We start from the raw sequence: 12,401 nt of genomic DNA on the forward strand, positions 1-12,401 counted from the left end.
ATCTCCTCGAAATCAGTCCGCCCATTGTGGCATTGCTGCCGCCGGCTTAGGAGCGCACGCGGCTGAACAGGCGCTGCCAGATCATGTACACCGGTATACCGGCGGCCATGATCAACAGGCCGATGCCGGTGTTGACGGGGTTGTCGCGCAGGGTCAATCCCACCACCAGCGCCACCGTGGCGATGAAAAGAAGTGGCAGCCACGGATAGCCGGGCACGCGAAAACCGGTGGATTGGCCATCCTGGCGCCGGTACCAGAACAGCGTGGCCACGCCGAACGCGCAGGCCAGCCAGTCGCCGAAGGTGGCGTAATCCAGCAGCTGGCCATAGCTGCCCGACAAGGCCAGCACGATCGCCCAGCCGGACAGCAGGAGCAGGGCGGTGTTCGGCGTCCGGTAACGTGGATGCAATCGCGCCACCCCGCGGAAGAACAACCCGTCCTCGCCCATCACCTGCAGCACGCGCGCGCCGGCGACCAGGGTGATGTTGCAGAAGCCCAGGGTGGAGATCGCCACGCCCAGCGCGATCAGCTTGGCGCCGAGCGGACCGGCCACCTGTTGCATCACGTCAGCTGCCGGCGCGGTGCTGGCCGCCAGGCCGGCATGGCCGAGCACGGCGAGGTAGGCCACGTTCACCAGTGCGTAGGCGGCGATCACCAGCAGCATGCCGAGCGTCAATGCGCGCGGCAGGGTGCGCTGCGGATCGCGCACTTCGCCGGCGAGGTTGTTGAGGTAGGTAAAACCAGAGTACGCAAACAGCACCGGCAGCGCCGCGCCGATGAAACCGACGCCGCTGCGCGCCGGATCCGTCGCCAGCACCTGGCCATGGCCGGCACCGGCAAGGAACAGGCCGCAGACCACCAGCGCGGCCACGGCCAGCAACTTGAGCACGGCAAAAAGATTCTGGATCTGCGCGCCCAAGCGGATGCCGAACAGGTTGATGCCGCTGACGAACACCAGCGCGCCCACCGTCAACGGCAACGCCCACGCCGGTGATAGGCCAAACAACGCGGACGCATAGCTGGCAAAGATCGTCGCCACCGCGGCACTGGAGCCGGAGTAGATCACCAGCAGCATGGTCCAGCCGAACAGGAATCCAGCCAGCGGCCCGAACGCCTCGCGCAGGTAGACGTAGGTGCCGCCGGCATGCGGCCGCCGGGCGCCGAGTTCCGCGTAACACAGCGCACCGATCAGGGTGAGCACGCCGGCGCCGACCCACATCAACAGCAACGCCAAGCCCGACCCGGTGCGCTGCGCGGCAATGCCGGGGTTGAGAAAGATGCCACCGCCGATGATGCCACCCACCACGATCAGCGCAGCATCCCAGGGGCGCAAGCTGCGCTGGTAGTCGATGGATGTCGAGGGTTCGCTCATGGGCCGCACGGATGATGGGGTGGCCAGCGAGCATGGCGCGCCGGGCGGGCAGCAGCAAGTACCGTATGGAGAATTTCCGGGATGCTACACGCGGAAAGCCGGCCCCTTGCGGCGCCGGCTTCCGTCTGATCCGCCCGCGAAAGCGATCAGAACACGCTGAGGAACAACGCCAGGTTGGTTACGTTGAGCGTGCCGATGCCGGCGCCGGGCTCGTATCCGCTCTTGCCGTCGTAGAACCAGTTGTCGCCCGCCCGGATGTCATTGAAGGGCGAGAACGCGCCGTAGCGGAAGATGTTCTGCAGCGCGTAGATCTGCGGATTCCAGAGGCCGACACGACCGCGCGTCGACTGCTTCAGCAGGGCGCTGATGCCGTTGAGTTGTGGTGCGACGAAACTGGTGCCACCTTCGAACGTCAACAAGCCCGGGCCGTCCAGCGAGGAGACAAAGCTGTAACCGCTTTCCGGATCCGCGTTGAGTGAAATATCGGGTTCGTTGCGGCCCTGATATTTGGCCGGCAAGGTGTAGTTGATGCCATCGGATGGAAACAGAAGGGTCTGTTTTTTCTCGCTCACGCGAATGCCCGAGGTGAACCGCTGATACAGCGGCACCGGCCAAAACACGCTTACGCCGCCGCCGCCGCCGGAGGAGAACACCTCATCGGTGATGTCCACGCCGAAGTTGGTCTGGAAGTAGTGCGAGATGTAATCCCAGCCCCAGACGCTTTCCTTGGCGATCGATGCCGTCGGACCGCCGCTGAAGCTGAAAGAGAACGGCACCGTGGTACCGCCTGCGGTAGTGATGAACGGGTCGGAGCCGGGGGCGTCGGCAGTGAGCGGCGGCGGTACGGGATCGGTCAGCAGCCCACCCAATCCGCGCACCGTGTCGTAGGCACCGGAATCGCCCGAGGTCGCGAACATAGAGATGCCCTGCGCCGCCGCCTCCAGGAATACCTGGTGGAACGCGCGCAGTTCGTCGGTGAAGTCGACGCCGCCGTTGAGTTGCGGGAAATAGAAGATCTCCGGCGAACCCCAGCTCACCGACAGACTGTCGACCTTGTTTTCGGAGACCGCCTGATTGAACACGTCGAAGAATCCCGCATCGGTATTCGGTGCGTCGTACACGATGATGTTGGCCCATGGCGCCACGCCGCCGGACTGCTCCACATCGAGGGACGTTTCCCCCGAGCCTGCGGCGCTGCCGAGTGGGCCGCCGCCGTCCACGTGCACCTGGGTAATGCGATTGGGTTTCACGCCCAGGCCGATCGTGCTCCAGTAGCTGTAGGCATCGGCAGGCAGGAAATTCGCCAGGGTGGCGATGCCGATGGTCGAGCCCTTGCCGTTGACTCCCGCTTTGTACAGCGGATTGATGTTGTAGCGGTTGGCCAGGTCGCCGACGGTGAATTCGCCGGGTGTGCAGGTGGCGGTGGGGTTGCCGGTGCAGGCCGGTGCGGCCGGCTTCGCAGCTTTTGCCAGCGCTTTGGCGGTGGCGCCTTGCTGCGGCGGGAACAGCGCGCTGACACGATGCGAGCGGTATCGCGCTTCACTGCTCAACCCCGAAGCCACTACCAGGGTGCCGGAAAGTGCCGCAGGCATGCTGGGTGTGGCGTTGGGTCGGTGGAAGCGTGTTCCGTCGCTGGACTGGTAATCGTGAATAGCCGTATGGAAGGCCGTATTGAATTGCCCGATCGTCCCGCTGACCTTGATGGCCAGATGATTCGGCAGAAGTTCGACCTGGCTGAGGCCCTGCTGTTTCAAGAAGGCCTGGACCCTGGATATTTCGGCAGCCGACGCACCATAGCGATCCGCAAACTGCGCCGTGGTGAGAAAACGGTGGAACGCCGGATCACCTCGCGTGACCGTGCTGTAGATGTATTTTTCCAGCGAGGCCTGGTTGTGCAGTCCGAGCACCAGGGTGACGTTTACCGTCTGGCTGGGATTGCTGGCACCGAGATCGGCAGGGGACGATCCGGCCGCAGCAAAACCGTCCGTGGCGACGCCACACAACAGCAGCGCCACAGCGGTCGCGAGCGACTTGCGATGCAAGTTCTTGAGCATGTCTTTTCTCCAGGGTAGCGGTCGCCACTGGCGGGCGTCGACATCGCTGATGCGTGACGCTCCGCTTCCGGCAGGCCGTGAGTCATACGTTCGAGTGGAACCCCAACACCCAACGTGGCCCCTGAGGACAACCGCGCTGGTCCACGGAGCCTAGCGCTGCATGGCGGCCTCCGGAAGTGTCGAGTCATGCGAAATTTCTTGCGAAATCAGCCTGGCAAGTGCCTTCCGCCGGCGCGCGATGTCGGCGACGAGCCTGGGGCATCGAGCGGGATCGGGGCCGCACGGCAAGAGGCCAGTGGGCACGTCCATTCAGGTTGCGAGCGGATTTGCGGCACAATGAGAGGGTTGTGCGTCGCGAACGACCGTTTTTGCGACGCCGTATTCCCCTCGAGTCGAAGCCGCCGCCATGACCACCATCAAGCAAGACGACCTGATCCAGTCCGTCGCCGATGCGCTGCAATACATCAGCTATTACCACCCGGTCGACTACATCAAGGGCCTCGCCGCCGCCTACGAGCGCGAAGAAAGCGCCGCGGCGAAAGACGCGATGGCGCAGATCCTGATCAACTCGCGGATGGCCGCCGAGGGTCACCGGCCGCTGTGCCAGGACACCGGCATCGTCACCGTGTTCCTCAAGGTCGGCATGAACGTGCAATGGGATGCCACGCTGAGCCTGGAAGACATGGTCAACGAAGGCGTGCGCCGCGCCTACAACGACCCGGACAACAAACTGCGCGCCAGCATCCTTGCCGACCCGGCCGGCAAGCGGGTCAACACGAAGGACAACACGCCGGCGATCATCAACGTGTCGATCGTGCCGGGCGATACGCTCGACGTGATCGTGGCGGCGAAGGGCGGCGGTTCCGAGGCGAAGTCGAAGTTCGTGATACTCAACCCGTCCGATTCGATCGTCGACTGGGTGTTGAAAACCGTGCCCACGATGGGCGCCGGGTGGTGCCCGCCAGGCATGCTGGGCCTGGGCATCGGCGGCACCGCGGAGAAGGCGATGCTGATGGCGAAGGAAGCGCTGATGGAGCCGATCGACATCCAGGAACTGATCGCACGCGGCGCGACCAATCGTGCCGAGGAACTGCGCATCGAACTGTACGAGAAGGTCAATGCGCTGGGCATCGGCGCCCAGGGGCTGGGCGGCCTCACCACCGTGCTCGACATCAAGATCAGGGACTATCCGACCCATGCGGCGAACCTGCCCGTGGCGATGATCCCCAACTGCGCGGCGACCCGCCACGCCCACTTCACGCTGGACGGCTCCGGCCCGGTGATGCTCGATCCACCGTCGCTGGAAGACTGGCCCAAGCTGACCTACGACGCATCGAAAGGTCGTCGGGTGAATCTGGACACGGTAACCAGGGAAGACGTGGCTGGCTGGAAGCCGGGCGAGACGCTGCTGCTCAACGGCAAACTGCTGACCGGCCGCGATGCCGCGCACAAGCGCATGGTCGAGATGTTGAACAGGGGCGAAGCGCTGCCGGTCGATTTCAACGGTCGTTTCATCTACTACGTCGGCCCGGTCGACGCCGTGCGCGATGAAGTGGTGGGCCCGGCTGGCCCCACGACGGCAACACGCATGGACAAGTTCACCGAACAGGTGCTGGCCCAGACCGGCCTGCTCGGGATGGTCGGCAAGGCCGAACGCGGTCCCGCGGCAATCGAGGCGATCAAGAAGCACCAGTCGGTGTACCTGATGGCGGTCGGCGGTGCCGCGTATCTCGTGTCCAAGGCGATCAAGGCCTCGCGCGTGGTCGGCTTTGCCGACTTGGGCATGGAGGCGATTTACGAATTTACCGTCGAAGACATGCCGGTGACGGTCGCGGTGGATTCCGCCGGCACGTCGGTGCACCAGACCGGTCCGAGAGAATGGCAGGCGCGGATCGGAAAGATCCCCGTTCTTGTAAAGTAAATGCCGTGCGCGCTCCGCGCACACCATCGCCTCCTCCCCTCCAGGGGAGGATTGAGTTGGGTCGCTCAGGATCAGAGGAAAGGCCCAGGTGCGCCATCCAATGGCTCGCTCGGCAGCGCCAAACTCTGTGCCACCACCGCAAGTCCAGGGCACCGCAACCCAAATCTCTCTTGCAAGGGGAAAGTGCCTAGGCCGTCTACTTTTGCATGCTCTTGAAGTGACTCGATCATTCAGACGTCCATACGTCCAAACGGTATCGCCTGCAAAACCATTTGCAATTCGGATGCCGCAGCGCAACACTGGCGCGATATCCATTCTCCGATAGCGAACCCACGTGACCTCGCCAACCTCCGCGCCGTTGTCCCCTGACGCTCCCTGGATCGTGATGAAGTTCGGTGGCACCAGCGTTGCGACGCTGCCGCGCTGGCAGAACATTCGCGAGCTGGTCGCCAGCCGCCGCGCCGAAGGTGCGCGTGTGCTGGTGGTGGTCTCCGCCTTGTCCGGCATCACCGACGCACTCAAGCAGTTGTGCAAACAGGGCGATCGCGAACAGCGCAGCGTGGCGGCCAAGTCGATCGTGCAGCGCCACTACGAACTGCTCGAACACATGCAGCTGGCTTTGCCGGAGACGCTCAACCAGCGCTTGAGCGATCTGGCCCGACTGGCCGACGCCGGTGCGGCCACGTTGGGCGAGCTGGCCTGGCAGGCGCAGGTGCAGGCGCACGGCGAGCTGATGTCCAGCGCGCTGGGCGCTGCGTTCCTCAGCCACAGCGGCCTGCCCACGCAATGGCTGGACGCGCGCGAGTGCCTGTCGGCCGTGGCGTTGCCGAACCAGAACGAGCGCACCCGGCTGCTGTCCGCGATGGTCGAGGCGAAACCCGATCCCGCATTGAATGCACGACTGGCCACGCTGGGCGACGTATTCATCACCCAGGGCTTCATCGCCCGCGAGCCAGTCTCCGGGAAGAGCGGGGGTCGCACGGTGCTGCTCGGGCGCGGCGGCTCGGACACCTCGGCGGCCTATTTCGGCGCGTTGCTGAAGGCGGCGCGGGTGGAGATCTGGACCGACGTGGCTGGCATGTTCACCGCCAACCCGCGCCAGGTTACGGGTGCGCGCCTGCTGCAGCGGCTGGATTACGAAGAGGCGCAGGAAATCGCCTCGACCGGTGCCAAGGTGTTGCACCCACGCTGCCTGTCGCCGCTGCGCGAACCGCGCGTGCCGCTGTTGATCAAGGACACCAACCGGCCCGAACTCGACGGCACGGTGATCGGTCCGGAGGTGCGCGCGCATGCGCCCAGCGTCAAGGCGATCAGTGCGCGCAAGGGCATCACCCTGGTGTCGATGGAGTCCGTCGGCATGTGGCAGCAGGTCGGCTTTCTCGCCGACGTGTTTACCCACTTCAAGCAGCACGGGTTGTCGGTGGACCTGATCGGCTCGGCCGAGACCAATGTCACCGTGTCGCTGGACCCCACTGAAAATCTGCTCGACTCCGATGCGATCGCCGCGCTTGCCAGCGACCTGGCCAAGGTATGCCGGGTCAAGGTGATTGCTCCCTGCGCCGCGATTACCCTGGTCGGTCGCGGCATGCGCTCGCTGCTGCATACCCTGTCCGGTGTGTTGGCCGAGTTCGGCCAGTTGCGGGTACACATGATTTCGCAGTCGTCGAACAACCTCAATCTCACCTTCGTGGTGGACGAGGAGGTGGTCGATACGTTGCTGCCGCATCTGCACGATTTGCTGATCGCCGCCGGAGCGCTGCGCACCGATGACAGTGCGCTTTTCGGACCGAGCTGGCAGGCGTTGTACGGCGCCGGCGAAACCTCCGATGTGGCGGCGGCATGGTGGCGCGGAGCGCCGCGGGAACGCCTGCTGGAGCTGGCTGCCGAGGCGACGCCGCGCTACGTCTACCACCTGCCGACGGTGCGCCAGCAGGCGCGCGAGCTGACCTCGCTGGCGGCGGTGGATCGGCTGCACTACGCGGTGAAGGCAAACACGCATCCGGCGATCCTGCATGCCCTGGCCGCCGAGGGTTTCGCCTTCGAATGCGTCTCGCCGGGCGAACTCGATGCGGTGAGTGCGATCGTGCCGGAAGCGACGCCGTTGCTGTTCACGCCGAATTTCGCGCCGCGCGGGGATTACGCCAGGGCGTTGGCCACCCGTGCCACCGTCACCCTCGACGCGCTGTATCCGCTGGAGCATTGGGGCGAGCTTTTCCGCGGTCACGAGATCGTGCTGCGGGTGGACCTGGGCCGCGGCCTGGGCCATCACGAGAAAGTGCGCACCGGTGGCAGCGGCAGCAAGTTCGGTTTGCCGCTGGATCAGTTGCCCGTATTTCTGCAAATGGCCGAGCTGCACGGCGTAACCGTGCGCGGTCTGCACGCGCACCTGGGTTCGGGCGTGCTCGACGCCGGTCACTGGGGCGAGGTGTATGTGCAACTGGCCAGCCTGGCCGAGCGCATCGGCAGCGTGGCCTTCCTCAACATCGGCGGCGGCCTCGGCGTGCCGTCGCATCCGGGCGAGGCGCGACTCGACATGGCGGAACTCGACCGCGTGCTGCGCGAGGTCAAGGCGGCCTATCCGCAATACCAGCTATGGATGGAGCCCGGCCGCTACCTGGTCGCCGACGCCGGCGTACTGCTGGCGCGTGCGACCCAGCAGAAAGGCAAGGGTGCCTTCCGCTACCTCGGCATCGACACCGGCATGAACAGCCTGATCCGTCCTGCGCTGTACGATGCCTGGCACGAGATCGTCAACCTGACCCGGCTGGACGAACCGGCCACCGCGCTGTACCAGGTAGTAGGCCCCATCTGCGAGAGCGGCGACGTGCTGGGCACCGATCGGCGCCTGCCCGAGGCGCAGGAAGGCGACGTGATCCTGATCGCCCAGGCAGGTGCCTATGGCAAGGTGATGTCATCGCACTACAACTTGCGCGACGAGGCCGACGAGGTGGTGATCGACGCCTGATCCGGGGTGCATCTGTCCGGGAACGCGGGCAAGGCATGAGGCACGGGATCATCGTTCGAGCCGTCCTTTGGCCGCCGAAAGTCATCGAATCGGCACCGCCCGACGCTAGAATCAGCCTGCTCGCTACCGACGAGACGGGCGATGGAGAAAGATGTGAGCAACACGATTCAACCGCGCCCCACCAAGGTTTTCCGCTTCGTGCGCGCGAGCTATGCCGATGGCGTGGCCGAGCTGGCGTATGCGTTCGACGATGGCGAGGAAATGGTCGAGCGGATCCGCTTTCCCAACGCGCCGGCGATTCCGGCTGCGCGGACAATGGCGTTCGATGCCGCGCTCAGGTTGCTGCACCTGGTCGCCGGCGTGAGCTACTACAAGGCCGGCGTGCCGCCGCGGATCGACGTGGCCGCCGGTCCGCTCGACGACGCCACGGCCGAATTGCTGGACCAGCTATACCTGCACGGCCTGGCCGAGTTCGCCTATCGCAACGGGCTGGATCTGCGTGGGCGTATTTCGTTCCCGCGCCTTGGCGCGGGAACGGAAACGGAAAGGTCGCGTGGCGGCGAAGCGCCTGTGGTCGGGGCGCTGGATCTGCCCCAACGCACCCTGGTGCCGATTGGCGGCGGCAAGGATTCGCTGGTCGCGGTGGAGGCGATCAAGGCGATCGGCGGCGAAGCAACCGCGGTGTGGGTCGGCAACTCTGCCCTGATCGCGGCTTGCGCCGAGCGCACCGGACTGCCCACGCTGAACATCCAGCGCGAGCTGGCGCCGGCGTTGTTCGAACTGAACCGGTTGGGCGCGTGGAACGGGCATATCCCGGTGACCGCGGTGAACTCGGCGATCCTCGCCGTCGCCGCGATCCTGTACGGCTACGATTCCATCGCCTTCGCCAACGAGCGCTCCGCGTCGGCGGCCACGCTGGAGTACGACGGCCAGCAAGTGAACCACCAGTGGAGCAAGGGCTACGCGTTCGAGCAACTGCTGGGCGACTGGTTGCACACGCACGTGGCGAGCGACCTGGATTATTGCTCGCTGCTGCGGCCGTACTCGGAGCTGGCGATCACCCGTGCGTTCGCGAAGTTGACGCCGTACTTCGACGTGTTCTCCAGCTGCAACCGCAACTTCAAACTGCTCGGCCCGAAACCGGCCGATCGGTGGTGCGGGCAATGTCCAAAATGCCATTTCGTGTTTCTGGCGCTGGCGCCATTCCTGCCCAAGCCGCGCTTGCTGTCGATCTTCGGCCGCAACCTGCTGGATGACGAAAGCCAGGCCGCCGGCTTCGATGCGCTGCTGGAATACCAGGACCACAAGCCATTCGAATGCGTGGGCGAGGGCGCCGAGGCGCGCGCTGCGATGTATGCGCTGAGCCAGCGTCCGGAGTGGCAGGAGGACGCACTGGTCGCACGCTTCCGCAGCGAGATCCTGCCGCAGTTGGATGTATCCGAGCTGGCGCTGGAGCCGTGGCTTGAGCCATCCGCTGAACATCACGTGCCGGCCCGGCTGCAGCCGGCACTGGCGACGATCGGCGGATGAAAGGTTCGTGTAACTGCCATCCCCATCCTCTGTGGGAGCGACTTCAGTCGCGATCGCTCTTTGGCGAAATTCAAAGCATCGCGACTGAAGTCGCTCCTACAGGGGCGCCAGGAAATGGCCGCGGGAGTTGCCTGCATGCGCATTGCTGATCTGGCCGGTCGCCGCGTGGCGGTCTGGGGTTTCGGTCGCGAAGGTCATGCGGTGATCGGAGCCCTGCGCTCGCGCTTGCCGGCGCAATCGCTGACGCTGTTCTGCAGCGCCGCCGAAGTGGATGCGGCGCATGCATTCGACGCCGCGCTGGAGATCATCGCCGGCGAGCCGGATGCCACAGCACTCGGCCAGTTCGACGTGGTGGTGAAGTCACCCGGCATCTCGGCATATAAACCCGCCCTGCTGGCTGCCCAGGTGCAGGGCACGCAGTTCACTTCAGGTACCGCGCTGTGGTTCGGTGAGAACCCGGATGCATGCGTGATCGCGGTCACCGGCACCAAGGGCAAGAGCACCACCAGCGCGCTGGTCGCGCACCTGGCACGCGCGCTTGGCGTACGTACCGCACTGGCCGGCAATATCGGCCTGCCGTTGCTGGAACTGCTCGATCAGCGCGCCGACCTGTGGGTGATCGAGCTGTCCAGCTTCCAGACCGGCGAAGCCGGCCCGGTGGAGCTGGGCGTGATCACCAGCCTGTACGAAGAACACCTGGACTGGCACGGCTCGCGCGAGCAGTACGTCACCGACAAGCTGCGCCTGGCCGATGTTTCGCAGCAACTGCTGGTGAACTCATTGCAGTCGATCGTGCTGGAGCGCACGCAGCCGCATCCACGGCGCCTGTTGTTCGGCCAGCCCGAGGGCTGGCACGTCAGTGACGGTTTCATCTGTCGCGGCGCGCATCAGGTATTCCCGATCGATCAGCTGGCCGCGCCGGGCCTGCACAACGCGCTCAATGCCTGTGCCGCGCTCGCGGCGTTGGCCGCGGTCGGCATGGATGCCCTGGCTGCGGCGCCGGCACTGGCAACGTTTCGCCCGCTGCCCCATCGCCTGCAGCCACTCGGCGAACGCGACGGCTGGCACTGGGTCAACGATTCCATCAGCACCACGCCGCTGGCCACGCTGGCCGCGCTGGAGAGTCTGCACGGCCGCGCGGTGACCGCGCTGGTCGGTGGCCACGACCGCGGGCTGGACTGGACGCCGTTCGTCGAGGCGATGCGCGATGCGCCGGCGAATGCGATCGTCTGCATGGGCAGCAATGGTGCGCGCATCGAGACCGCGTTGCGCACGGCCGGGGTCGCCTGTCCGATCTTGTTGGTGAGCGATCTTGCCAGCGCAGTCGCAGCGGCGAAAAACTGCACGCCCGATCATGGCGTGATCCTGCTCTCGCCCGGTGCGCCCAGTTTCGATCAATTCAAGGACTATGCGGAACGCGGGCGCCGGTTTGCCGAGCTCGCGGGATTCGATGGAGCCATGGCAGGCATTGAAGGTGCAGGCATCTGTTGAGCATTTTTTTGAATGCTCCCGGATCAAGTGTGGTCGATCGCCTGCAGTGATCGAGTCGTGTTCCTCTTGCGCGCTCGCACGGATTCAGCCCTCTCGCACAAAGTCCACAAAGGCCCGCAGCGGTGAGGGCAGGTGGCGCCGACCCGAGTAATACAGGTACGGACCGCTGAAGCTCTGCCACCACGGTTCGAGCACCGGCACCAGCGCGCCGCTGTCCAGGTGCGGGCGCAGCCAGTCGTCGAACAGATGGATGATGCCCAAGCCGTCGACGGCTGCCTGTACCGCCAGGTCAAAGGCCGCGCCCAATCGCACCTGCAGGGGGCCGGGCGGGTCGATACGCACGATCTCGCCGTCGCGTTCGAACTCCCAGATGAGTATCGCTCCACCGGAGAATTGCCCGCGCATGCATGCATGCTGCAACAGATCGCGCGGGTGTTCGGGCGTACCGCGGGCCTGCAGATAAGCGGGCGCCGCGGCGGTAATGATGCGTTGGGTGCGTGGGCCGATCGGCAGCGCGATCATGTCCTGCTCCAGCCGCTCGTCGTAGCGGATGCCGGCATCGCAACCGGCGGCGAGCAGGTCCACCAGGCTGTCCTCCACCACCACTTCCAGCCGGATATCCGGGTAGCGTTGCAGGAACGGCGTGACGATCTTCGGCAGCACCGTGCGGGCCACATTGGCCGGTACGTTGAGTCGCAGCACACCCGCGGGGCGATCACGAAAATGATTGACCACGTCGAGCGAAGCCTGCACCTCGGCCAGCGCTGGTCTCAGCCGCTCGGCCAGGCGCGCGCCTGCTTCGGTAGGTGAAACACTGCGCGTGGTGCGATGGAGCAGGCGCACTCCCAGTCGGGTTTCCAGCCGGCGCACCGCCTCACTCAGCTTGGAGGCCGAATCGTTGCCGGTACGCGCCGCCTCTCGGAAACCGCCGGCCTGCACCACCGAGAGAAACGCGTAGAGATCTTGCAGGTCTGCCGCCATTGTCCTGAATTCCATACGACCCGTGCAGATTGTGCCGGATTATCAGCCACCCGCGAGCTTCTTATAGTTCATCCCACCCCAACCCCG

Annotated in this window: 7 protein-coding genes; 4 read left to right on the forward strand and 3 right to left on the reverse strand. The window is 65.3% G+C overall.

The window, feature by feature from the left end; all coding sequences use genetic code 11:
• Positions 1 to 46 precede the first annotated feature (46 nt).
• Complete coding sequence (locus ACPPVV_RS04595) at positions 47 to 1,372, reverse strand: APC family permease (RefSeq protein WP_426702294.1); 1,326 nt, start codon at positions 1,370 to 1,372, stop codon at positions 47 to 49.
• Positions 1,373 to 1,518: 146 nt separating this feature from the next.
• Positions 1,519 to 3,426 carry a S53 family peptidase gene (locus ACPPVV_RS04600; RefSeq protein WP_426702295.1) on the reverse strand — a complete coding sequence of 636 codons (1,908 nt, stop codon included), beginning with the start codon at positions 3,424 to 3,426 and terminating at the stop codon, positions 1,519 to 1,521.
• A 406-nt stretch (positions 3,427 to 3,832) separates the two neighbouring features.
• Here ACPPVV_RS04600 and ACPPVV_RS04605 point away from each other — a divergent pair, with 406 nt between their 5' ends.
• From ACPPVV_RS04605 to murD, 4 genes are all read left to right on the forward strand, one after another.
• The gene (locus tag ACPPVV_RS04605) at positions 3,833 to 5,347 is read left to right on the forward strand and encodes a fumarate hydratase (protein WP_426702296.1); all 1,515 of its coding nucleotides are present in this window, start codon (positions 3,833 to 3,835) and stop codon (positions 5,345 to 5,347) included.
• Positions 5,348 to 5,732: 385 nt separating this feature from the next.
• The gene (locus tag ACPPVV_RS04610; RefSeq protein WP_426703167.1) at positions 5,733 to 8,312 is read left to right on the forward strand and encodes a bifunctional aspartate kinase/diaminopimelate decarboxylase; all 2,580 of its coding nucleotides are present in this window, start codon (positions 5,733 to 5,735) and stop codon (positions 8,310 to 8,312) included.
• A gap of 153 nt (positions 8,313 to 8,465) precedes the next feature.
• Positions 8,466 to 9,842, forward strand: coding sequence for a UDP-N-acetyl-alpha-D-muramoyl-L-alanyl-L-glutamate epimerase (gene murL, locus ACPPVV_RS04615; RefSeq protein ID WP_426702297.1), 1,377 nt, complete (start codon positions 8,466 to 8,468; stop codon positions 9,840 to 9,842).
• Positions 9,843 to 9,977: 135 nt separating this feature from the next.
• A complete protein-coding gene (murD, locus tag ACPPVV_RS04620) occupies positions 9,978 to 11,333 on the forward strand; it encodes a UDP-N-acetylmuramoyl-L-alanine--D-glutamate ligase (protein ID WP_426702298.1) in 1,356 nt (451 codons plus the stop codon).
• Between the two features lie 84 nt (positions 11,334 to 11,417).
• Here murD and ACPPVV_RS04625 read toward each other — a convergent pair whose 3' ends face one another.
• The gene (locus tag ACPPVV_RS04625) at positions 11,418 to 12,314 is read right to left on the reverse strand and encodes a LysR family transcriptional regulator (protein ID WP_426702299.1); all 897 of its coding nucleotides are present in this window, start codon (positions 12,312 to 12,314) and stop codon (positions 11,418 to 11,420) included.
• Between the last annotated feature and the right edge of the window lie 87 nt (positions 12,315 to 12,401).

The sequence above is a fragment of the Rhodanobacter sp. Col0626 genome (assembly GCF_049994385.1).
In the GTDB taxonomy this organism is placed as follows: Bacteria; Pseudomonadota; Gammaproteobacteria; order Xanthomonadales; family Rhodanobacteraceae; genus Rhodanobacter.

What these genes read in the sequence shown, in the direction of transcription:
- murD (WP_426702298.1), top strand. Translation starts at nt 9,978, where the DNA reads ATGCGCATTGCTGATCTGGCCGGTCGCCGCGTGGCGGTCTGGGGTTTC.
- ACPPVV_RS04600 (WP_426702295.1), bottom strand. Translation starts at nt 3,426, where the DNA reads ATGCTCAAGAACTTGCATCGCAAGTCGCTCGCGACCGCTGTGGCGCTG.
- ACPPVV_RS04610 (WP_426703167.1), top strand. Translation starts at nt 5,733, where the DNA reads ATGAAGTTCGGTGGCACCAGCGTTGCGACGCTGCCGCGCTGGCAGAAC.
- ACPPVV_RS04595 (WP_426702294.1), bottom strand. Translation starts at nt 1,372, where the DNA reads ATGAGCGAACCCTCGACATCCATCGACTACCAGCGCAGCTTGCGCCCC.
- ACPPVV_RS04605 (WP_426702296.1), top strand. Translation starts at nt 3,833, where the DNA reads ATGACCACCATCAAGCAAGACGACCTGATCCAGTCCGTCGCCGATGCG.
- ACPPVV_RS04625 (WP_426702299.1), bottom strand. Translation starts at nt 12,314, where the DNA reads ATGGCGGCAGACCTGCAAGATCTCTACGCGTTTCTCTCGGTGGTGCAG.